The following is a 25,531-nucleotide window of genomic DNA, read 5'->3' as shown; positions in this document are numbered from 1 at the left end:
ATAAAATGAAGAAGCACAAAGGGAAAATAATTGCAGGGATACTTATCTTATTTGTCCTTACGGTCACATATTTTTGGGGAGGGAACTATGTCAAAGTAGATAAACCCCATAATAAGGATTCGCAGATTAATGCAGATATTTCCGGAGAACCTTCCCTTATAGATAAGGATGAATCTAAAGAACAATCAGATGACGTAGAGAGCTTAAATACAGATGATGATTTAGACGGTTTAAATGAAGATGGGGAAAATACGGAATCGGGCGCACAGACGGATTTGGACAAATTAGGTGAAAAACCAAAAAAGTCTGAATCCTCCGAAGTAGTTGAAGAAGGTTCAGAGTCTTATTCCAAAGAAAAAGGGATGATTATTGACACTAAAACAGGGAAGGATAAATATCTTACCGACCCGGTGCCGGAAGGGAAACCCATCCCTGTAGAGCCTCAAGATACTGTTGTAAAGGATGCTTCATATACCTGTACTTTATCCGTTCGATGTGATACTATTTTGGATAATATGGATTACCTTGATGAGGCAAAATGGGAACTGGTGCCGGAGGATGGTGTTATATTTCCCGCTACAAAAGTTACTTTTTATGAAGGGGAAAGTGTATTTAACCTTCTGCAGCGGGAGATGAAGAAAAATAAAATCCATATGGAATTTCGTAACACTCCCATGTACAACAGCGCCTATATCTGTGGTATCAACAATCTCTATGAATTTGATGTAGGAGAGCTTTCCGGCTGGATGTATAAGGTCAATGACTGGTTTCCAAACTACGGAGTTTCCCGATACAAGTTGGAAGAAGGGGATGTAGTGGAATTTGTTTACACCTGCGATCTTGGTCGGGATGTAGGCGGACACAGCAGCCTTGGAGGGGAATAATGAGAGATACATTTTCTGATTACCATCCAATTGTTAATTTCGTTTATTTTACCCAGGTACTGGTTTTTTCTATGTTTTTTATGCATCCTGTTTGTCTGGGTATTTCCTTGATATCCGCCTTTACCTATTCCATTTATTTAAATGGTAAAAAGGCATTGAAATTTAATTTTAAATATATGCTGCCTATGCTGATTATTACCGCATTAATCAATCCGGCCTTTAATCACGAAGGAGCTACTATATTGACCTATTTAAGAGATGGCAATCCTTTGACATTAGAATCTATTACCTACGGTATTGCAGCGGCTATTATGTTTGTAACTATAATAAGCTGGTTTTCTTGTTACAATACCGTAATGACTTCGGATAAATTCGTATATCTATTTGGAAGGATTATTCCCGGGCTATCTTTGATTTTATCTATGACATTGAGATTTGTACCTAGATTTAAAGTGCAGCTTAAAATTGTATCCAATGCGCAAAAATGCATAGGGCGAGATGTATCCAATGGCAGTATTATTCAAAGGGCAAAACATGGTATGAGAATCCTTTCAATTATGGTGACTTGGGCACTGGAAAATGCTATTGAAATAGCGGATTCCATGAGAAGCCGCGGCTATGGACTGCCGGGGCGTACTGCTTTTTCCATCTATCGTTTTGATAAAAGGGATAAGTATGCCCTAATTTTTTTATTATTTTTCGGTGGATATATTTTAATTGGCTATATAACGAAAGGACTTTACTGGAAGTATTTCCCCACCATGAGAGGTGTTAGATTTGAACCATATTCCATGAGTTTATATATTTCTTATTTGGCTCTATGTTTGGCGCCGGTTGCAATTAATATAAAGGAGGATTGGAAATGGAAAGCTATAGAATCGAAAATTTAATTTTTTCCTATCCTCAAACAGATAAAAGGGCTATTGATGATATTTCCCTAACCATTGAACAAGGGCAATTCGTAACTCTTTGCGGCTCCTCCGGTTGTGGGAAAACCACATTGTTTAGACAGCTTAAGACTGTTCTTTCACCCCATGGGGATAGAGATGGGGTGATTTTATTTGAAGGGGCTCCGTTAACATCCCTTGACCAACGAACTCAAAGCGCCAAGATCGGGTTTGTAATGCAATCACTGGACAATCAAATCGTTACGGACAAGGTATGGCATGAACTGGCATTTGGTCTTGAAAGCTTGGGATTTGATACTCCCGCTATTCGTCTCAGGGTATCGGAAATGGCATCATTCTTTGGAATACAAAATTGGTTTTATAAAGATGTGTCCGAGCTGTCAGGCGGTCAAAAACAGATTTTAAACATTGCTTCAATTATGGCTATGCAGCCTTCTGTACTTATATTGGATGAGCCTACCAGCCAGCTTGATCCCATTGCAGCGGCAGATTTTCTCTCAGTTGTAGGAAAGATAAACAGGGAATTGGGGATTACAGTTATAATGACAGAGCATCGTCTGGAGGAAGTATTTCCTTTATCAGATAGGATACTGGTTATGGATAATGGACAACTGATTTGTGATGGAACGCCGGAAGATGTAGGCAGAGAATTAAAAGAGATGCAGCATAGCATGTTTCTTGCCATGCCGGTGCCTATGCGTATTTATGCCGGAGTAAAAAACAATCTAACATGGCCGGTAACTGTAAGAGAGGGCAGGAAATGGCTGGATACTTTTGCGGAAGATCATCCTTTAGGCAAAGTGCCTGTGGCTGATGATTATCTGGAGTATAGGCAAGATACTAAGCCTATTATAGAATTTGATGAAGTATATTTTCGATACGAAAAGGAAGCACCCGATGTAATTAAAGGGCTTTCTATGAAAATATATCCCGGTGAATTTTATGCTATTCTAGGTGGAAACGGCACCGGAAAAACCACAACATTATCCCTGATTTCCGGTATCAATAAACCTTATAGAGGAACTGTAAAAATAAATGGCAAAGGGCTATCTAAGATCAGCAATCAGCAATTATTTAATAATATGTTGGGCGTACTGCCGCAGAATTCACAATCAATATTTGTGAAGAAAACCGTAAAAGAAGACCTCTTGGAAATGCTCTCGGAACAGAAAAAATCCAAAGAGGAAAAAGAAAATAGAGTAAATCAGATGGTAAAGTTATGCAATCTCGATAATTTGCTATCTATGCATCCTTATGATTTATCCGGCGGGGAGCAGCAGAGGGCGGCGCTGGCTAAGGTACTTCTTTTAGAACCCAAAATTTTAATTTTGGATGAACCTACTAAAGGTATGGATGCAGAGTTTAAGCGGGAGTTCTCCAAAATCTTGTATGGGCTCTTGCAAAAAGGTGTTACGATTATTATGGTAAGTCATGATATTGAGTTTTGTGCAAAATATGCCCATAGATGCGCCATGTTTTTTGATGGCAATATTGTAAGCTGGGATACACCTCAGAAGTTTTTTTCCAACAACAGTTTCTATACTACGACTGCAAATCGTATGGCAAGACATAAGCTTCCAACAGCAGTAACGGCGGAAGATGTAATCATAGCCTGCGGAGGGGATATTGAATCTTTTCAAGTAAAGCCTCCCGATGATGTGGATATTGTGGATTCACTATGGGAAGATTCGGTCGAAAAGACAGAAGATAGAAAAAGGAAAATTCCATTGTGGCGTAAGATTGGCGCAACTTTAGCCTTATTAGCTTTTATCGGAACTATTTTTTTTGCCACAAGAAATATGGGAAATATATTAGAATTTGTTACCAAAGGCGATTTTAATACAGTAATTACGGGGGATATTAATGACAATTGGAATTATACATTTATAATCCTAGCATTGACAATAGAGTTAATTGTCTTTGGTTTTATGATATATCCCAAACAAGCTGCAATAGAAAATGAACAGGTGTCGATTGACAAACGTCATCTTTCAAAGCGAACATTGGCAGCTATGCTGATGATACTTGTTGCGATACCCTTAACTATTTATATAGGTATTTATTATCTGGATGATAGAAAATATTATTTTATTAGCATGCTTATTATTTTAGAAACTATGCTGCCCTTTGTAATGATATTTGAAGGACGTAAGCCTCAGGCGCGAGAATTGATTATTATAGCGGTACTTTGCGCTATTGCAGTAGCAGGGCGAGCCGCATTTTTTATGCTGCCGCAGTTTAAACCGGTAGTGGCTGTTGTAATTATTTCAGGTGTAGCATTTGGTGGGGAAACCGGGTTTTTAGTTGGGGCTGTCACCGGTTTTGTATCCAATATGTTTATGGGTCAAGGACCTTGGACTCCATGGCAAATGTTCGCTTTTGGGATTATTGGTTTTGTGACTGGAGTACTGTTTAGGAAGGGTCTATTAAGGAGAAATACAGCTTCATTATGTATCTTTGGAGGATTAGCCACATTTTTTATTTACGGAGGGATTATGAATCCCGCAACCGTATTGATGTTTCAGGAAAATCCTACAGCTGAGATGTTTTATTTAACTTATATTCAAGGAATTCCCTTTGATTTGATACATGCTGCAGCTACTGTGATTTTCTTATATTTTACCGCAAAACCTATGCTTGAAAAATTAGACAGGATAAAGGTTAAATATGGACTTATTGAGAATTAACAGCAATTCCAAACAATTTAAAACCTCAAGCAAATTTACATTGATATAAGGAAAGGCATGGTATATAATAGAATAGATTGAAATAATTAACACTAAAAACTTAATATTGAATATTTAGGTTCTATATTTTAAAAAGGATTAAAAGAGAATCATGTGAAAATCATGAACGGTCCGGCCACTGTAATTGGTGAGCGTCTTTATGCAAACCACTGGGGAAATCCCTGGGAAGGTTGAAGATACGCTATGACCATAAGTCAGGAGAACTGCCTAAGTATAGCATTGCAAAAACCTTCTAGGATTGAGGCGAGATGTATAGATAACAAATATTAATGATATATTTATTTATATTATTTGTATTATTGAACTATAAGGTCTTAATCGGTAAGGTTAGGGCTTTTTTTATTGCCTTTTTTTGCTCTTTTTATACTAGTGTTATGTATATGAAAATTTAAAGGAGATGGTATAGCATGAAAAAAAGATTTCTAAGTATAATCTTAATTTTAGCGATGATTTTTAACTTGCTCCCAAGTTTAGCAATACAATCAGCTGTATTGGCTGCTGGAGATGATATAACAATAATTTCTACAGCAGATGAATTAATCGAACTGGCAAATGCTTCTTGGGGTGAGCAGCAGGAACTATGGGCAAAGACCTATGAATTAGCCGGAGACATAGATATGAAAGAAGCAACTATTACTGGCAAATCAATGAAACCTATAGGATCGAGCAGCAGGCCTTTTACAGGAACATTTGATGGTAAAGGGTATGTAATTAAAAATCTTGAATTTGAGTTTACAAGTACCGGCGGCGGGCTATTTAATACTATATCTGCTGACGGAATGATAAAAAATTTGGGGATTGAAGATGCAAGATTAAGATTAGGAACTCATTCAGGAATATTAGCAGGTGAAAACAAAGGAATAATTGAAAATTGTTTTGTTGTGGACAGCATACTTACATCTACTTCAAATACAGTAGGTGGTCTTGTAGGTGTCAATAATGGAACAGTTGAAAAAAGCTTTGCAGATAACTGTATAGTAAAAAGTGAGGATTCATATAGTACTACAACTGGTGGATTAGTAGGGAGTAACGAAAAAATCGGAAGTATCAAGCAAAGTTATGCCTCTGCAACAATAGAAGCAAAAAAGTGGATCGGAGGATTAGTAGGTCAAAATCACGGCTCCGTTGAAAATAGCTATGCTTTCGGAATTATAAGAGGAACTGAACAGATTGGAGGATTAGTAGGTCGTTCAGATAGCGGTTCATCTACTGTTAATTCCTATGCCAATGTGGATGTCTTTCCTACAATTAGCGGCAGTGGTTTTATAGGAGGGTTAAACTATAGTGGAGGAACAGCGGTTAACTGTTTCTACAATTCCGAGAGACAACTTCCGACGGAAAGCAGCACAGATGTATCAGGTGTCACTGAAAAAACCTCGACGGAACTTAAATCAGATGATATACTGGCTATTTTAAATGGCGGACAAAATATATGGGCAAAGGCAGAAAATATAAATGAAGGCTTTCCCTATATCATTGCAATTCCTCCAAAACCAACAGAAGAGGTACCTACAGGTATAAGCGTTAAAGTCATGGTAGCAACTTATAATAAAAATAGCTATAAATTTAAAAAGCATATTGATCCTATTGATATATTAATTGATAAAGAAAAACCTACGGTATTAGATATATTGGAAGAAGGAAAGGATAAAATTCCATATATATCTAAAACTGGCACCTATGGTGAATTTGTAGAATCCATTGATGGAATTGAAGCCAGTGCTCCGGATGGTTGGATGTTCACCATAAATGATAAAACTCCGCCTGTAGGTGTATCAACGGCAACTGTAAAAGATGAGGATAAGATTCTTTGGTTCTATGGAAGTCCTTTAAACAACTTTAAAGGACCAAAATGGGATGAACTTTTGGCGTCTGTACCTGAAGAAGGAGAAGAAAGTGATGAACTTCAAGGAAAAGGGACGGAAGAAGAACCCTATTTAATAGAAAAGCCAACAGATTTTAATCATGTCATGGAATATCCGAAGGCTCATTTTAAGGTAAATAAGCCTATTGATTTAAGCGGAATATCCTTCGAGCCCATTGGAACAGAAGACAATCCTTTTATGGGCAATTTTGATGGAAATAATCAAGAGATATCCAACTTGACTATAAAGAAGGATAAAAACAGCAAAAATATAGGATTTTTTGGAGTTTTAATCGATGCAAAAGTAGTAAATGTAAAAATAACTAATGCCAATATAGTAGGTGGAAGCCGGCTAGGTATTTTAGCAGGTTGGGCAAAAGAAGATAAAAATGGAGCTTGCTTAATTGGAAACTGTCATGTCACCGGCAAAATCACAGGATTGGGAACTGACGTTGCGAAAGCTACCAGAATAGGCGGGCTGGTAGGCATCAATGATGGAAACAATACCGTTGAAGGAACAGGCAGCGGGAGCTATGTATATAGCGCTATAGATAAAAGTTCAGCCGATGTAGAAGTAATTGGGCAAACAGCTCCTGCTGATGATGCTGGAAATGTAGGAGGATTAGTAGGTTGGAATCGCGGAGTTATAAGCAACAGCTTTGCTTCCGGGAATGTAAAAGGAGGCAATACTACAGGCGGATTGGCAGGCTCTAATTGGGAACAAATATATACATCCTATGCAACAGGAAATGTAACTGGTTCATATTCAACAGGAGGATTTGTTGGGTCAAGCAGTATATATTCAACAATTGAAGATTCGTATTCTACGGGGAATGTAATTGGGAGTGTAGGCAGCGGTAATTATTTTGGAGGTTTTGCAGGAATTATTTCCGGAGCTGTAAAAAACTGCATAAGTACAGGAACTTTAATGCCCGGTTGGAGTTGGAACGGTGGCTTTGCAGGTTTTTATGATGGAAATAATATAGAAAAGGATATTGAAAATTCTTACGGAAATTCTACAGATTATTTGGGAAATACCATAAAGGGATTTGGAAATGTAGTTGATACTACAAATCCGAATTACGATAAGTACAAATCAGTAGGAGTATCCTTTGAAGAAGCTAAGAGGAAATTGAAAACTATACTTGACGTTACTCTTCCGGAGAAAGAGGAGAATGAAGATAAACGGGCAGTAAAATCGGAAGCCGAAAAGTATGTGGATAGTGTTATCATTCACAAAACCGTAGCAAAAGGTACGAACATAACAGAGGATATAGTAAAATTAAAGGACAATATGGAAATAGGCACTGAGATATCCTTGGTATATTCTCAAAAAGAATATACAGGATATATTACAGACAAAGCTCCGGCAGGACAATTTACTCTAATTAAACAAAACAATACAGAAAATAACGAAAAGACCAGTGTGACCCTTGTATTCATAAAAAATGGAGAGTTTGAAACTAAAGATGTTGAAGTTATTATAGAAGGTACTTTGGCAACAGATCCGGAAGATAAAATAGTAATAGAATCTCTGTCAGAAGAAACTATAATAAATGGTAAAGATGCTAAATTAAAATATAAAGTTACAAATCTTACTGATGAAAATATACATGCAACATTTACAGTAGGTTTATATGACAAAAATACTGACAAATTAATTAACTATTCATCTACGGATAAAGAATTTAGGGCAAATGAAGAAATTGAAGTAGAAGCTATATTTTTGATACCTCTAAAGGGTGAATACTATATCAAAAAATTCATTTCAAAATAATTAAAAGTGAATTAAAACAATAAAGGAGGAGCGAACATATGCAAAGAAGATTTAAATTTATATCCATATTATTAGCGCTCAGCATTATTATATCACCGATTTTTTTAGCGGTTAACAATATAGCAAGCGCAGCAGAAGCTAATGTGGATATAGAAGAAGAAATTAAACAACCGGGTGAATCAGAAAGCACAGAAGGTAGTGAGACTTCAGATAAAGATGAGGAAGAATTAGAAACAGTAGAAGTAGAAGAAACAGAAGAAAAGGCAGAACTAGAAATAGAAGAAATAAATGAGGCTGAAGAAGCAGGAATTAATAGAATCGAACTGCAAGAGGCAGAGGACAGTCTGTTTAAATATGTGGATAATTCAGATGGCACTGTAAAAATCACAGGATATATGAATGATTCACCGCCGGCAGATTTAGTAATACCGGAAGAGATAAACGGAGTACCGGTAAAAAGCATAGGTGAGAAAGCTTTTTATTATTCAACCAGTGGGGGTACAATAAGCACTCAAATTAAAACACTAAAATTGCCTGAAGGATTAGAGGTAGTTGGCGAGTGGGCATTTCAAGGAAATTTGTTAGAAAAGATAAATCTTCCTGACAGTATTACAGAATTGAGTGAAAGAGCGTTTTTTAATAACAAGCTAACTGAAATAGAATTTTCTAATAGCCTGAAATCTATAGGCAATTCAGCATTTATGCAAAATAAGTTTACAGAAATAGAAATCCCATCCACTGTAGAGGAAATACAAGAAAATGCATTTACGACAAATTTATTAACCAACGTAATATTGCATGATGGATTAAAGACTATAGGGGCAAATGCATTTGAAGACAATCAGATTGATGAAATAATAATACCGGACACGGTAGAAAATTGGCCAAGTATTAGCAGAGATAATTCCATATTCAGAAGAAATGGGAATCAAAGAACATCAAAAATTTTGTATCTTGTAAAAGTATACAACAATTCCGGAGCCACAGCCGAGAATACTTTTGGCATAGTAAATCCGGCATCTGTGACCATTGAATACAAGGATAGCGAGGGCGAAGAAGTCGTTCCAAGCAAAACCATAGTAGGAAAAGAATTAAAAAAGGCGGAAAAACAAGGTTCAACATGGGTAGCCGTAGAAGGCTCGGGAGATGATTTATTAAATTACGATGTGGATAAAACTGTTACTTATAATTTAATAAAGGTAATAGATGAAATATCGGAAAACTATTACCAAATGAATCAAGAATACACTTTTGAACCAATAGAAATAGAAGAATATACTACCCCTGAATCACAAACAGTAACATTAGACGAAAAGGACAATACAATAACTTTCACATACACAAAAGAAGGTGAAGAACCGGTAGACCCGGCAAAACCGGCAAGTATAGAATTAAGCTTCTCGGGAGGAAAACAAGTAACACCATTATTCCCAGGCGGAAAGCAAATAATAAATACGAAAGTTTTAAATGGGAATGGTGAAGAAGTAAAGGGAGAAAAGGTAACATTTGAGAGTTCAAATCCTGATGTATTAAAATTTTCATTTTTAGATACTTTTACAGCTGGAGAAGTTATAGAAGAAACCATTGTAACCATAACAGCAACTTCAACTACCAACCCTGAAATAAAAGCAACTATAGATGTAACAGTAACTCCTAAAACAACAGAAAATATAATAATTGCAAATATAAACGAAGTTAAGCCGTATTTGGATGGACAAACAGGATATAATTACAATTATCTGCTATCCATGTCCATGATTCATAATGGAGAAGATGCTGATATCGTTAAAGATAAGATGTATATTAGAGATAATTATACATCAGCAAAGGAATTAGCAGAAAATATAATGACATTGATAGCTGCAGGAGAAGATCCGAGGGATTATGATGACAATGACTATGTAGAAGAATTAATAAATTCACAGCAGACAAATGGAAACTTTAAATTAGGGTATTCAACTCCTGATGATAAAGATTTAATGATGTCTGTAATAGCTTTAGATATGTATGAAGCTTCAATTGACAGTACAGAGGATTTATACAATAAAACAAGTGCAATCAATCTTCTTTTGTCAAAAGCCAAAAAAGATGGTAGTAAATACTATTATGAACTTAAAAATTCAACTGAAGGAGATAATATAGAGAGAAGTTCCTTAGGGTTAATAGCACTATCGAAACATCAGGATAATCCACAGGTTATGGAGATAATTGGAGGTGTTAAGAAGTACTTCAAATTAAGACAATATATTGATGGAAACATAGAAGGCTTTAAATATAACGAGGAACCACAATTCAGAGCATCCAGTACTGCATCGGTTATTCAGGCATTAATGGCAATAGGGGATAATCCGTTAAGTGAAGAATGGACAGAAGACGGTAAAACCATATTAGATGGATTACTTCTATTCAAGACATCTACGGGGTTTAAAGCAACGGATAGCACATCCGCAGTAACCGATACAAAGGCTACCATAGATGCTTTTGCAGCGTTGGCAGATTTAAAAAATGGGAAATCCATGTATGGTGAAGCCAATAAAGGTGAAGAACAAGAACCGGACCTTACAAAACCGCATAGCATTAAAATAAAGTATGAAGGCGGCAGAATCATATCTGAGCTGGAAGAAGGCTCGGAAATGGGTCTAACAGCAGAAGTGCTAAACGAGGACAAAGAAGTATTAACAGATGAAAAGGTAAATTGGGAAGTATCAAATGAAGGAATATTGGAATTTAAAGCGCCCAATAAATTCATAGCAAAAAAGGTAGAGACGACAACAGAAGTAACTATTACTGCAGTATCCCAAACGGATAGCAATGTAAAAGCAAGTATAAAACTGAATGTAAAACCTAAAGCACCGGTAGAACCTGTAACGCCGGTAGATTTAGATGAAGAAATAGATTTCTTAAAACAATGCTATGAAGCATATATGACGGAAGACAGCAGCGGGAGCACAGGAAACGCAGGATTATCCATGATGGCAACGGGATCTGCAAGATTGGCAGGAATGGATTTAGATAATATTCAAAAGCATATTTATATAGATGAAGACAATAAATCCGCATATCAGCTGTCCCAATCCATAATAACCTTGATAGGAGCAGATTTAGATCCAAGACAATATAACGACAAAGGCAAAGGCAAGGTTAGAAACCTGGTAGAAGAGCTGGAAGAATCACAGCAGACGGATGGAGAGAACAAGGGCGAATTTGTAAAAGCTGAAAGCGATAAAAACTCAATAGAGGCACAGACAAGGTCGGTTATAGCTCTGGATATGGCGGGGGGAAACTATAACGAAGAAATAGTTACAAAATTGATGGAGATTTATGATAAAAAAGATGGTTCCCACACCTATAAGGATATAAAAACAGAGGGACTAGTGTTGACAGCATTATCAAATCACAAAGATGTAACCGGGGTGCAGGGCAAGATAGATGAAATATTAGCTTATCTTAAAACCAAACAAAATAAAGACGGAGGATTTGATATTGCATTCGGCTTTGAAAAGGGAACCAACAGTCCGACAGCAACTGGAAGGGTTATTCAAGGATTAATAGCAAACGGAATAAATCCATTGGAAGATAAAGAATGGATAAAGAATGATTCAACTATGCTCCATGCTATAGTAAAAAGCAAAACCGTAAAGGATAATATGAAAAATAGTGGCTATGGGAAAGGCGTAGAGGATGAATATACCTACTATGAGGCTACCTATACCGCATTTGGAGCATTGACAGATTTAAAGAATCAAAAATCCATGTTTGAATTATTGAGACTGAACATGGATCCAGATGCAGTACCGGCTACTATAGAAATAGTAAAACCAGATAAAGCCGAGATAGAAGTAGGGCAATCACTAGCATTAACAGCAAAGGTATATGATAAAGATGGAAAAGTATTGGCAGGACAAGAATTAATCTGGTCATCTTCAAATGAAGATGTAGCCACAGTAATAAATGGAAATGTAACAACCAAGGGAACAGGCACGGCCACGATAACAGCAAAAGTTGAAGGTACTGAAGTCCAGGACACATTTACAATAACAGTTGTAGAAGAAATAAAGACATTGGAAGTAAATACAGCGATTATTGTCTTTGATGAGGATGGAGAATATGAAGTAAAATCAGATCCTAAGGAAGTAACTATAAACAAAGACGAACACGATGGGGGTTTGACGGTCTTTGGAGCATTACAGGCAACTACTGAGGAATATGAGGGAACGGGAAGCTGGATAACTTCAATATATGGAATTACGGGACTACCTTCTGGCGGCTGGATGTTTACTGTCAATGGAAAAAGTCCGGATACAACAGCTGATAAAGTAAGACTCAATGCAGGAGATAAAGTCATTTGGTACTGTACCTATGATTATTATCGCGATTATGACAAGGCTCCTACTTGGGCAGAACTAACAGGTGAGGAACCGGAAGAAAAGCTTGGTATAAAGATAGTATCAGGAAAATCCGTAAAAGTAGGAGAAGAATTACCCCTTGCAGCAGAAGTTCGTAAAGGAGATACCATAGTAACAGACAAAGAAATAATGTGGTTAAGCTCCAATGCAGAAATAGCTACAATAGAAGACGGAAAGCTAATAGCACATAAAACGGGAGAAGTGACTGTAACAGCAGCACTTGCAGAAGACAAAGATATAAAAGATACTGTAGAAATAAAAGTAACAGAAGCTGACGAGGAAGAAATAACATTAGAACAAGTAATAAAAGCTGTAAGGAAATATTACTCTAAGGAAGATGAATTTGCCTTCAGAGTAGCCCTTGGATATAATTTCACAAGCAACAATTTGGAGGAAGATTTATTAGAAATTACTCAAAAATTCAAAACAAATGAAGAGCCAAAAACCGCATCAGAGCATGTGGGAAATATATTGCGATTAATAGCAGCAGGAAAAGACCCATATAATTATAGCAAAAAAGATTATGTAAAAACCTTAGTAAATTCACAAAATGCAGAAGGTAAATTCATTATAGGACAATCTGATGATTATGCTACAACTGTTGCATTTAGCATGTTGGCATTGGATATGGCAGTAGCTGATTATGATAGAGATAAAGCGGTAGATGCACTTCTCAGCTATCAAGACAACAGCACTGGAAGCTTTGGCGGAGCAGATGAGACGGGAATGGTATTGACAGCATTAGCAAAATATAAAGATAAAACAAAAGTTCAAACTGCAATAGAGAAAGGATTAGACTATCTAAAAGGAGTACAAGATGCAAATACAGGTGGATTTATAGCATGGGGTTCAGAAAACCCATATTCCACATCAGCAGTTCTTCAAGGCTTAATGGCAGTAGGAGAAGATCCATTATCAGAAAAATGGACTGTGGGAGGAAAGACTGCAGTAGATTCTCTGATGAACTATTATAAAGACGGATATTTTGAAAATGAATCAGAATGGGGTTCAGATATTGGGATGGTAACAGAGCAGGCATTTATTGCATTAGCAGATGTATATATAGGTAAATCAATGTTCAATGAAATGAAGTTTAATGCAAATGAAGTAGCCGACATAAAGATAAATGAACCTGATATAGCTAAAATAATAGAAGGCGAAATTATAAAATTACTGGCAACAGGATATGACGAAAACGGGCAAATAGTACCAGTTAGGGAAATTGAGTGGTCAAGTTCAGATACTGACATTGCAGAAGTAGATGCTAATGGAACAGTAACAACTAAAAAAGCAGGCGTAGTTACCATAACAGCAAAGGTTAAAGATAAGGAAACAGAAGATAGTATTGAACTTAAAATATCTGCTCAAGAATTTGAAATAGAATATACTGGAGATTCAGAAGCAAAAAATGGCAAACAAGCAGATGCAAAAGTAAAGCTTAGAAATCTGACTGAAGAGAAGAAACCTGCTACGTTTATAGTAGCTTTATATGAAAACAAAACCAATAAACTAATCAATTATTCAATGGTTAAAAAAGAATTAAATAGCAAAGAAGAATTGGAATTGGCTGCGGGTTTCTTAGTTCCTGAATTAGGAAACTACTATATAAAGGCATTCCTATGGGATGACATAAGATACCAAAATATACTGATGCAAGAAGCAAAAGAGATAGAAGTAGCTAATTAAAAACATTGGATTCCTCGGGCGTTGCCCGAGGGGTCTTATATAGGATTGTAATTACTCACAATATTAAGGAGTGAAGTGAATAATATGAGAAAAAATATGCAGCGTATAATGTCTATAATGCTGATTCTATTACTGCTCATCCCTTCGATGGTTATGGCAGCATCGAATATTTCAATAGATTGTACTCAAAAAAATAATGAAGCGCTAATCAGCATCAAAGGTACAAGAAATCGACCTGTAAGCATAACAATAAAAGACGATTTCCGGTATTACTATATAGATCAGGGTATCACAGATGATCTAGGGAAGATAGAGGTTGAAGCAACTTTAGAATTGGATAAGACCTATGACTGTCAAGTAAATATAGATGGAACTACGGCAGCTAAGAAGATAATTATGAAAAAGTCGGATGCACCTAACCCGGGTCCTGATCCATCAGAAGATGAAATGGTGGATTTATATATAAAAGGATATAAGGGAGTCATCTTAAACGAAAGCGATATTATAATAAATAAAAATGAAAGTGCCCTAAGTTTAACGACAAGGATACTGGATGATCATGGCATTGAATATGAAAATCGCAAAGGCTATATAGCAAGCATTGACAATCAAAGTGAATTTGATAAGGGAAAAGACAGCGGATGGATGTTCTCTGTAAATGGAAAATTCCCTGATGTCGGAGCAGGATCCGTAAGATTAAAAGATGGAGACAGCATCAAGTGGCTATACACTCAAGATTTGGGTGCAGATATAGGAGCACCGGCATTTCATAGGGATGCCAATTTAGATGAATTAAGTAAAGTTATAGATGAAGCATTAAAGATAGTAAACAATAAAAATTCTACAGAAAAAGAGATAATTAAAGCTCTGGACAATATGGTAACTTCTTTTGAAGATACAATAGCTGATTCAAAATCCGGCGATATAAAGGACATCCTTAAGGAGAGCAAAAAGGCATCAAAAGTGCTTTTAAATGCTTTGGAAGCAGTTAAAGGCGAAGAATTAGCGATTAAAGTAGGGAATAGTGCCATAAGCATAACAAAAGCATTAAACAATTTGATAGATGACAAGTCAAATAAAGACTTAATAGAAGAATTGAGTAAAATAGCTGAAGAAAATATGGGAATAGCGTTGAGCTCATCTGTCAAAATGGAAGATGAAGATGATTTAAATAAAATGATAGATGCAATATTGGAACTTTCCGTCAAAGTCGAGGATAAACTATCTAAGATCAATGAAAATCCAAATAGGAACAGTGGGAAGAGTATTAGAATAAAAATGGTGGATGAAAATGATGATATCAGTGAAATAATATTAACAAAGCTGTTGCTGGAAAAAACAATTGACAAAGGAATAGATACAATAAAAATATCTTCAGAAAAATCGTCATTTGAAATAGCACCTGATTTCATGAGCAAGGATGTAAAAGCAGATATAAAGATAAAATTACAAAAGCGCAGTAACTCAACATGGGTAAGATTTGAACAGGAAGGCAAGGAACTAAACAATTTGATAAATCCTGTCAAAATTATAATGCCATGTGATATCAATGTTAATGATAAAGATAATTTAACCGTAGTTCTGGTAAATGAAGACGGAACAAAGGAATTGATAGGCGGAGTATATGATGCTCAAACAAAGAGCATGAGATTCTTAACTCATAAATTGGGAGAATTTAGGGTAGAAGTGAACAACATAGGATTTAAAGATTTGTCAAATCATAAATGGGCAGTTGAAGCCATCAACAGCATGGCAGCAAAGGGAATAATAGGAGGAAGAACAGCAGAAGAATTTGCTCCCGCTGCCAATATTACAAGGGCAGAATTTTCAGCCTTAATATCCAGAATGTTGAAGTACAACGAAGATTTAGATACCAATTTGCCATTTAAAGATTTAACTGCGGATAAATGGTATTATAAATCCATAAAAGCAGCATATAGAAACGGATTGATAAATGGGAAATCAGAGGTTATATTTGATCCGAATGGGTATATAACCAGAGAGGAAATGTCCAAGATAATAGGAACAATATTGGAGAAAAATTTGTACAAGGGACAGGATAAGTCGGTATTGATGAAATTTAGCGACGTAAACTCCATAGCTCCATGGGCAGAAGAAGGAGCAAAGATTACAGTTTATAATGAGATAATAAAAGGCTCCAACGGGAAATTCAGCCCAAAGGCAAATGCTACCCGAGCAGAAACTGCAGTAATGTTATATAGATTATATGATTTAATAATGTATTAAAATTCCCTTTCGAAATTACATTGTCATAAATAATATTATAATATATAATAGAACTGATAAGGAACTAAAACCTGTTAATAGAGGCTGAGGTTATGTCGTTCTTTCGGAAGTGACTTAAAACAGCAGCAAATGATGAATATATTGCTGCTGTTTTTATATATTATATTTATATGTTATAGTAGAATTTGAAAAGGGGGATAATATGTACACAAATGTATTTATTGGAGTTATAATACCATTTATCGGCACCACATTAGGCGCCGCTATGGTTTTCTTTATGAAAAACGGGATGGGAGATAAAACGGAAAAGGCCCTGTTGGGATTTGCTTCAGGTGTTATGATTGCGGCTTCTGTATGGTCACTCTTGATTCCGTCAATTGATATGGCAAATGGTCAGGGAATTATAGCATGGGTTCCTGCTGCAGTTGGATTCATGTTTGGAATATTTTTCTTACTTCTTCTTGACAATATCATTCCTCATCTTCATCTTAATGAAGATAAACCCGAAGGTGTCACAACAAAAAGTGCAAAACTTAGAAAAACTACAATGCTTGTCTTAGCAGTTACACTTCATAATATTCCTGAGGGAATGGCCGTAGGAGTTGTATTTGCAGGAGTATTGGCAGAGAATTCACTCATATCCATGGCAGGTGCATTTTCACTTTCTTTAGGTATCGCAATACAAAACTTTCCCGAGGGTGCCATTATTTCCATGCCTCTCAACAGTGAAGGACTTTCCAAGAAAAAATCTTTTATCTACGGTACACTATCAGGAATTGTAGAGCCTATCGCTGCTGTTTTAACTATATTGCTTACAAGTATTATTCAATCAATACTTCCGTATCTGCTTTCCTTTGCAGCCGGAGCCATGATTTACGTTGTTGTTGAGGAGCTTATACCGGAGGCGCAGGTAGGAGAGCATAGTGACGTGGGAACTATAGGAGTAGCTTTTGGATTTGTAATAATGATGATACTTGACGTAGCGCTGGGATAAAAATACGGATTAATAGAGGAAATAAAAGCGGAATTATTTAACAAATTTTAGAGGTCACTAAAATTCATCTGATGATGAATTTTTAGTGGCCTCTTCTTTTATGACTTTTTAAAATAAACATCTGTGGTATATCCCGGTTTCAATACTTCATCCGGATCATTTGGTTTTACCAGTACGCGAACTATGCGTTTACCGTCTTTTTCCACTGCTAACTCCGGAATCTGCATCACCGTACCATCTATTGTAACATCAGGTACATAGGTAGGCACAATTCTTACTGTATCTCCAACTTCAACACTGCTGATGAATTCTTCGTCTACTTCTGCACTGACGGTGATGGAATCCATATCCACAATCTGAAGTATTTTGGTTGGGGTACCTTGAGTACCCAAGTGATCTCCATTGTTGATTGTGACGCTTTGTACTATACCGTTATTTAGATTAGAAACGATTTGATTTTCATTGATGTAATTCTTTGCAGTTTTTGAGATCATTAGGTCTAAATCTACTTGAGCAGAAGAGATTCCGCTTTGCACTTCTGTTACACTTGCAGTATTTCCCGCCTTTAGCTGAGAAAGTTGTACCTGTTTTGCTTTGAGTCCAACATCCAGTTGATTCAATTCGTCTTTCAGTGCAAGCTTTGCCTTTTGGATATTTTCTTGCACATCATTTAAGGCCTTCTGGCGTTGCTCCAGCGCATCCTCATATTTATTGAGCATTTCTTTCGAAATTGCTCCCGTATCATATAGTTCTTTGTAATTCTTCAGATCATTCTGAGCATTGACAAGCTCCCTTTGAGCAAGTTCTAAATTATTTTGAAGCAATTTCAAATCGGAGTTCGTGCAGTTGTTATATTCCTGCTTTTTTCGGGAGATTTCTTGCTGCATTTGGTCAATATCCGCCTGCAGTGCTGAAACATCCTGTCTTGTTGCGGGTAAAGCTGCTTCATTGGCGGTAAGTTGTTGTTTCAATTTTTCAACGGTTCCGTTATATTCTGTAAGGTCCAGTGTCACCAGCGGCTGTCCAAGTGTTACGCGATCTCCTTCTTTAATCAAAACATCTGTTACAAACGCCGGAAAATCAATGTTGATATTTTCTGCATTGGTACACTTTACTTCGCCCCATACATTGATTTCTTGGGATTCGGTAGTCAAGTTTTGTTCGCCTTCTATCTGTGAGACAGGCGTGGTATTTTTGCGGTGAAGAAGTATAACTGAGATGGTAAGTATTACCGCTAGCACACAAACCCCGATTATTACTGTTTTCTTATGTGATAAAATCCAATTTTTCATTAACTAAGCCTCCATTTATATCATTCAACGCTTTTCAGCGCTTCCAACATTTCCAGTTGTTTCATTTTTCTCGCTATGATGCTATTGGTGATCCAAGCGAAACATATAGTCATGGCAGTTGCAATCAGAACGTTTGACAAAGTTATATTACCTAGTAGATCCATACGTTCATCCAGACTGCTGGCAATCAGCCATGATATGAATCTGCCTACGGGAATCCCGGATATGGTTCCAATCAAAATGGAAAAGTAATTCTCAACCAGTACCAGATTCCTGATTTCCCGGTTGTGAAAACCGAGCACTCTTAAAGTTGATAGATCACGAATTCGTTCGACAAAATTCAGAATACCTGTATTGTATAGCACCACAAATGCCAGCGATGCTCCCATTATAATAAGCGCTGCCACGGCAAAATTTATTACCCCCATGCTGGAGGACAATCCCAAATGCTGACTTTCACGTGTTGCCCAGTCCGTTACCGCATCACTTTGCAGAAATCTTTGATCCGGAGGACCATTCCATTGGATAAGCAAAGCCGTGGGAGAAAATTTTTCGCCTAGGGACTTCCAGTAACTATCGGCTGCATAAATTCCTTGACCTGACGCCATGTAAGCAACTTGGACAATTTGCACAGGCACATAATCTTCACCTGTGCGTTTGATTTGTATACTGTCACCTTTATCTATACCTAGAGTTTTACATAATTTCCGAGTCATGAGAATCCCGTTTTCCGGTAAGGAAATAGGATTCCCTTCAACATCCTTCATATGAATCAGCGGACTATCTATAGTTGTGATAGTGATAGGCTCCATTTTTTGCTCACCATTAGGGTAAATTACCTCTACGGCAGATTCCTGAATTAACTGTGTAATTCCGTTGAGTCCTAAGTTTTTGAGATAACGAGAATCAGCCTTCTTAGGATCAATGAGAATCTTTTGATCGTAGGTGAAAGTGTCTCCGTATACTTGATCAGTTATTCCAACTATGGTACTTCTGACGGTTAGCGCTGCGATGATTACACCTACACATCCCATTACGCCTATTATACTCATAATAAGACGTTTTTTATTTTTTAGAGTGTTTCTCACAATCAGCTTGTTACTGAACTTAATCTTATCCCAAATGGAGGGTATGGATTCCAGAAAAACATGCTCACCTTTTTTTGGCGGCTTATCGCGAAGAAGTGACGCCGGGGTGTCCTTCTGGAGTTGCCAACAAGCATAAAAAGAAACGCCTCCTGTACACAAGAGAATCAGAAGCAGCGCAAACGCAAAGTTCCAGTAGTTAATATGAAGTCTATAGCTGCTGAGCGTCAATTGCAATTGGGGCACTAAAATCCGACCAAAGAGGTTTGGACCCAGTATTAGACCAGCCACTGACCCAAGTACTCCTATCATGACACCATAAGAGGTGTAATGCCATAGTATACTTCCTTTGTTATAACCCAGCGATTTCAATATTCCTATTTGAGTTCGCTGACTTTCCACTAGACGTACCATTGTGCTTTGCGTAATCAATGCTGTCACAATAAAGAATAAGATTGGGAACACTAAAGAAAGTATTTTAAACTGTTGTATACGGCCATTGACATTGCTGACGCTTAAACTATCCTTTTGCAAGGTAATTCCGATGAGCTTATCTCCAATAATGGAATCTGCCTTTTGGACTACTTCATTAAGATCTGTATCGGGAGCAGTTTTCACACTAATTTGATTGTAAATTTTTTGACCATAGATACTATCAAGGGTGCCTATAGGGATAACTATAAACCCGTATGTGTTAGGATCCGGAATTAGAGTGGCAGAGTTCTTAACAACAGAGACCTGTTCGCTGCTTATAGCCAGTCCATTTATAGGTAATTTGAGCCAAACGCCATTGAGCTTGATGGATATAGTATCACCGACCTTTAAGTTGTGAGCTTTTGCAAATGAATTATCCAAAACCGCTCCGCTTTTGTTGAATCGACCTTCTTGAATTTCAGGTTGATCCAGAGTGCTGCGGTCATTCAGAGCATAGACATGCAGGGTGGCATTTCCCGATAAATTCGTATCGGCTTCGGTTGAAAAGCGCTTCTCCACCTGTATCACCCCATCAATTTTGCTTATTGCCCAGAGGTCCTGTTCAGATGGGTTTTGTACTGTCACCCATAGATCTGATAAATTCGTAGCATTGTACATGATATCCGCATTATTTTGTACGGTGAACCATATACTATCAAGACCTGTCATGATTGTTACGGCTAGGGTAGCCATAACAAATATAGAAATAAACTGAGCCTTTGATTTTCTCATATCACGCAGTGATTTTTTAAATAGTGCACCTCTTACCATATGATTTCCTCCACGTTTTTGGGGAACTTATGGAATTCCGTTTTGGCGATTTTGCCATCTCTCATATGCAGTACCGTTTGAGCCATTTCGGAAATTGGCACGTTGTGTGTGACGATAATAACCGTCTTGTCAAGGTCGTTGGAAACATCACGAATAAGACGCAATACCATGCGGCCGGTTTCGGAATCCAGTGCACCGGTTGGTTCATCGCATAGTACGATTTGGGGGTTCTTAGCCAATGCCCTAGCAATGGATACACGCTGCTGTTCCCCACCGGACAGCTGACTGGGGAAATTGTTCATTCTTTTTTCCAGCCCCACTCGCTGAAGCATTTCACGTGCATCTAGCGGATCAGGAGCGATTTCTTCGGCTAACTGTACATTTTCCAGTGCTGTCAGATTGGGAACCAGATTATAAAATTGGAATACAAAGCCAATCTGTGTACGGCGATATTCCGTGAGCTCATACTCTGACATGCCGGAGATCTCCTTATCATTTACTATAATTCGACCGGCGGTACATGAATCCATGCCCCCTAACATATTCAGCACCGTGGTTTTACCCGCACCGCTTTGTCCGAGCACTACATTGAATGTACCTTTGCTTAGAGTAAAGCTGATGCGATCTACTGCCTTAATGATGGTATTTCCTATATGATATTCTCTTTCCACATTTTCAAATGTAATAAAATCCATACACATTCTTCCTTCTTTCTGCAATCTGTCTATGTAGAAAACATAATTTATGCTATAATTTACAAAAATCATGCTTTACTTGACATCTAATCTTTAATATATTATATATTATAGTGACACTATGTTTATTTCACAACCAACAGTTGATTACATAGTGTATTTTATACAACAAAGTAATATATAAATGTCGAATTGAAAACAAAAGTTAAAATATAAATTGAAAAAAGAGGGTAGTTTTATGAAGGAGAAGAAAGAGAACCGGAAAATACGTTATACGAAAATGGTTTTACAAGACAGTCTATTTGAATTAATGGAGAAAAAACCGATTACAAAGATTACCATCAAAGAGCTGTGTGAGAACGCAGATATTAACCGTACTACTTTTTATTCACATTATAGGGATCAATATGATCTTCTTAATAAAATCGAGGATGAAGTTCTTTCATGGATAAAAGAATTGCTTTCCAATCTGATTTATAAAAGTAACAAAGATGAAAAGATGAAGGCGCTTGAGAAAATATTCCAATATGTTGCTGATAACAGCAAACATCTTCAAATATTGATGAGTGAGCAGGGAAATATTGATTTTCAAAAGAAGATATTTAGTTTGATATATCAGGAATGCGGGATATTCTCTTCAAATGAGAAAGATGTGGACTTGGGTATTAGTGAAGACTATTTTATATTTGCGGTCAATGGAAGCGTTGGTCTATTGCAGCATTGGCTGAAAAATGGCATCAATCTGTCTGCAAAAGAAATGGCAGAGGTTATTTACAATTTGACTTCATATGCTATGTAACCCAAGAAATTATCTCAATTAAATCTATTCTTAAAGAACGCAAGATTTTATTGATTTTATAGATACCCTATGTTAAAATATTAATGTTATAGATAAATATTCGATAGACAAACATTCGTTAGTTTTTTATAAAAGTACAGGAGGTGTTTTTTTATGACGATGTTTTTTTCAGTATTGATATTAATATCCAGCATATCATTGATTATAAGTGTTCTATTACAAGAAGGTAGTGAAGAGGGACTGGGTACTATTGGCGGAAATGCTCCGGAATCACTATGGGGAAAAAATAGAGGAACCAGTAAACAAGCAATGCTACAGAGAGTAACTATTATAGCAGCCATTATATTTTTAATTTCTGCGTTAGGTCTGGCAGCATAATATAAGAGAAAAGAATTGCGAATTTGAATAAATCCCTCATCATCATACATATGGGGGATTTTTTAATGCTGTATATTTCTATATGAATATGATATAATCATAAGATATGAGTAATACAATTAATATATAGAAATATTGAGGAATGTATTTATGTTTATAGATATTGAGGGTTTAGCTCTAAATTACATAGTAGAAGGTGAAGGAAGTCCTGCTGTAATATTACATGGTTGGGGCTGCCATATTGAAACGGTCATGTCTATTGTCAATATATTGAAAGAAAGATATAAAGTATATTGTATAGATTTACCGGGATTTGGAAAATCAGATAAGCCTAAAGATGTATTGGGTTCCTTTGATTATGCGAGAATAGTAAAGAAATTTTTAGAAAGCATGGATGTAAAAAAGGCTGTATTTATAGGTCATTCCTTCGGAGGAAAATTATCCATTATATTTGGCTCCAAATATCCTGAATGCGTAGAAAAAATAGTGCTCATTGATAGTGCAGGTCTAATTCCAAAGAGAGGAATTAAATATTATTTTAAGGTTTACAGTTTTAAAACCCTAAGATTTATTTATAAACATCTTTTCTTTTGGATTAAGGATGATAAAAGGATGGAGAAGTTTTATAAAAAATTTGGGTCTGACGATTATAAAAATTCAGATGGGATTATGAGAAGGATACTTGTAAAGGTTGTGAATGAAGATTTAAAACCTATACTAAAGGATATAAAGGTACCAACGCTATTGATTTGGGGTGACAAGGATGATGCAACACCCTTATATATGGCAAAGATAATGGAAAAAGAAATTGAAGATAGCGGACTTGTAATATTGGAAGGAACAGGACATTATTCATATTTAGAGGACTATTCCAAATTTACTGCAGTTATTAAGTCCTTCTTATTTTGATTATTTTCGTAATTGTGAATTGTGAATTGTGAATTGTGATTTGAAGGTAATTGTGCATTGTGAATTGAGAATTGTGAATTGAATTTAGGGGGTATATATGGAAACGATGTATTACATTTTTATTATTATAGTGGGGGTCATCGCACCTTCATTTATGAAAAAAAGGACCGATGAGTCATTACACATTTCCCAATTGGAAGGCTATGAATATGAACATTATTTAGCGTGGATAAAAAACAATAGAGATAAGGCTTATAGTTTAAATAAAAACAATCGGCCTGTAAAAAAACCTCTGGTTATGACAAATAGAGCAAAGAGATTATTCAATACCAACTATGTTATAAATATAATATTTTTCATTATTACGGCAATACTTTTTGTATCATTACTACGGGACTATATTGCTATATTATTAATGATTATAGTATTGGGGATATTGTATTATTTGCAGCCTTTGACAATGGCTCTTGCCACTCTTGTTATGGAACCTATAGAAAAGAAAATCAATATGGGGTTCTATGTTTCTGCCCAAAAGAAAATAAAGACGAGAGAAGATTTGAAGGTTGTAGGCATAACCGGAAGCTTTGGTAAGACCAGTACAAAATTTATAGTCGGTGCAATTCTTGAAGAAAAATTCAATGTTCTGAATACTCCTGAATCCTATAATACGCCAATGGGCTTATCCAAGGTCATCAACAATGAATTATCCAGCGAACATGAAGTTTTTATAGCTGAAATGGGGGCTAAAAAAATCGGAGAAATTCGGGAAGTGGCTCAGCTTGCACAACCGCAAATCGGAGTATTAACTTCCATAGGACCTGTTCATCTGGAAACCTTCAAAAATATTGACAATATACTAAAGACCAAATATGAACTGATAGAAGAGTTACCTACAGATGGTATAGCTATATTTAATTATGATAATGAATATATTAAAAAACTTGCTGACAAGACTTTTAAAGAAAAAATTCTCTACGGAATGGAAAACACAGAAAATTTAGATATATATGCGGATGACATTGAGGTTTCTGAATTGGGTTCGAGATTTACTTTAAAAGATAAAGAGGGAAACAGTGTAAGATGCAAAACCAAATTATTAGGGAAACACAATATTTACAATATCTTAGCAGGCGCATGTGTCGGTAAAGCTCTTGGGCTTACATTTGAAGAAATTGCAAGAGGTATTGACAGAATCGAGCCAATACCTCATAGATTAAATATAATAAATCCCGGTACGGGTATAATCGTTATAGACGATGCATTTAACTCAAACCCCATAGGTTCTAAAGCAGCGCTTGAAGTCATTAGTCAATTTAAAGAGGGCAAAAAGATTATAGTTACACCCGGAATGATAGAATTGGGAGAGATTGAGGAATCAGCCAATAGAGAATTTGGGGTCAATATCGGAAAAGTATGTGATTATGTAATATTGGTTGGTGAAAAGAGAACCAGACCTATTTATGAAGGACTGATGGAAACAAATTACAATAAATCAAATATATTTACAGTGAATAATTTAGATGAGGCAACAGTTCAGATAGCTAAGATTGCTAAACCTAAGGATGTAGTCTTATTTGAAAATGATTTGCCGGATAATTATAGCGAGTAGGGGGCA

General features: G+C 36.4%; 14 protein-coding genes and 1 riboswitch. Of the genes, 11 read left to right on the top strand and 3 right to left on the bottom strand.

Annotation, left to right across the window (positions count from 1 at the left end; translation table 11 throughout):
- The first annotated feature begins 5 nt into the window (after positions 1-5).
- The 7 genes from H8707_RS15035 to H8707_RS15005 all read left to right on the top strand — a co-directional run bounded on the left by H8707_RS15035 (position 6) and on the right by H8707_RS15005 (position 17,513).
- Positions 6-884, top strand: a complete 879-nt coding sequence (locus tag H8707_RS15035) for a DUF4430 domain-containing protein (RefSeq protein ID WP_262430970.1) — start codon at positions 6-8, stop codon at positions 882-884.
- Positions 884-1,774: an energy-coupling factor transporter transmembrane component T gene (locus H8707_RS15030; RefSeq protein ID WP_262430969.1), complete on the top strand. Its 891-nt coding sequence runs from the start codon at positions 884-886 to the stop codon at positions 1,772-1,774. The genes H8707_RS15035 and H8707_RS15030 overlap by 1 nt, the downstream gene beginning before the upstream one ends.
- Complete coding sequence (locus H8707_RS15025; protein WP_262430968.1) at positions 1,747-4,479, top strand: energy-coupling factor transporter ATPase; 2,733 nt, start codon at positions 1,747-1,749, stop codon at positions 4,477-4,479. Before H8707_RS15030 ends, H8707_RS15025 begins: the two co-directional genes overlap by 28 nt.
- A 99-nt stretch (positions 4,480-4,578) precedes the next feature.
- Positions 4,579-4,764, top strand: a riboswitch (cobalamin riboswitch).
- Positions 4,765-4,946: 182 nt separating this feature from the next.
- The gene (locus H8707_RS15020; RefSeq protein WP_262430967.1) at positions 4,947-8,180 is read left to right on the top strand and encodes a DUF4430 domain-containing protein; all 3,234 of its coding nucleotides are present in this window, start codon (positions 4,947-4,949) and stop codon (positions 8,178-8,180) included.
- A gap of 38 nt (positions 8,181-8,218) precedes the next feature.
- A complete protein-coding gene (locus H8707_RS15015) occupies positions 8,219-14,272 on the top strand; it encodes a leucine-rich repeat protein (protein WP_262430966.1) in 6,054 nt (2,017 codons plus the stop codon).
- Positions 14,273-14,356: 84 nt separating this feature from the next.
- A complete protein-coding gene (locus H8707_RS15010) occupies positions 14,357-16,519 on the top strand; it encodes an S-layer homology domain-containing protein (protein ID WP_262430965.1) in 2,163 nt (720 codons plus the stop codon).
- A 202-nt stretch (positions 16,520-16,721) separates the two neighbouring features.
- Positions 16,722-17,513, top strand: a complete 792-nt coding sequence (locus tag H8707_RS15005) for a ZIP family metal transporter (RefSeq protein WP_262430964.1) — start codon at positions 16,722-16,724, stop codon at positions 17,511-17,513.
- Between the two features lie 98 nt (positions 17,514-17,611).
- Here the strand turns inward: H8707_RS15005 and H8707_RS15000 are convergent, their stop codons facing one another.
- The 3 genes from H8707_RS15000 to H8707_RS14990 all read right to left on the bottom strand — a co-directional run bounded on the left by H8707_RS15000 (position 17,612) and on the right by H8707_RS14990 (position 21,830).
- Positions 17,612-18,526, bottom strand: a complete 915-nt coding sequence (locus H8707_RS15000; RefSeq protein WP_449406491.1) for an HlyD family secretion protein — start codon at positions 18,524-18,526, stop codon at positions 17,612-17,614.
- 299 nt (positions 18,527-18,825) lie between these two features.
- On the bottom strand, positions 18,826-21,135 hold the full coding sequence (locus tag H8707_RS14995) for an ABC transporter permease (protein ID WP_262430962.1): 2,310 nt from the start codon (positions 21,133-21,135) through the stop codon (positions 18,826-18,828).
- The gene (locus H8707_RS14990) at positions 21,129-21,830 is read right to left on the bottom strand and encodes an ABC transporter ATP-binding protein (RefSeq protein WP_262430961.1); all 702 of its coding nucleotides are present in this window, start codon (positions 21,828-21,830) and stop codon (positions 21,129-21,131) included. The genes H8707_RS14995 and H8707_RS14990 overlap by 7 nt, the downstream gene beginning before the upstream one ends.
- Positions 21,831-22,068: 238 nt before the next feature.
- Here H8707_RS14990 and H8707_RS14985 point away from each other — a divergent pair, with 238 nt between their 5' ends.
- The 4 genes from H8707_RS14985 (at position 22,069) to H8707_RS14970 (ending at position 25,525) form a co-directional block, all read left to right on the top strand.
- A complete protein-coding gene (locus tag H8707_RS14985) occupies positions 22,069-22,629 on the top strand; it encodes a TetR/AcrR family transcriptional regulator (protein ID WP_262430960.1) in 561 nt (186 codons plus the stop codon).
- Positions 22,630-22,782: 153 nt separating this feature from the next.
- Complete coding sequence (gene secG, locus H8707_RS14980; RefSeq protein WP_262430959.1) at positions 22,783-23,007, top strand: preprotein translocase subunit SecG; 225 nt, start codon at positions 22,783-22,785, stop codon at positions 23,005-23,007.
- A 150-nt stretch (positions 23,008-23,157) separates the two neighbouring features.
- Positions 23,158-23,916, top strand: coding sequence for an alpha/beta fold hydrolase (locus tag H8707_RS14975; protein WP_262430958.1), 759 nt, complete (start codon positions 23,158-23,160; stop codon positions 23,914-23,916).
- Between the two features lie 154 nt (positions 23,917-24,070).
- Positions 24,071-25,525, top strand: coding sequence for a UDP-N-acetylmuramoyl-tripeptide--D-alanyl-D-alanine ligase (locus tag H8707_RS14970; protein ID WP_262430957.1), 1,455 nt, complete (start codon positions 24,071-24,073; stop codon positions 25,523-25,525).
- Positions 25,526-25,531 lie beyond the last annotated feature (6 nt).

This window comes from Paratissierella segnis (assembly GCF_014385195.1).
Taxonomy (GTDB): Bacteria; Bacillota; Clostridia; order Tissierellales; family Tissierellaceae; genus Paratissierella; species Paratissierella segnis.
This window is presented reverse-complemented; position numbering and strand designations above follow the sequence as displayed.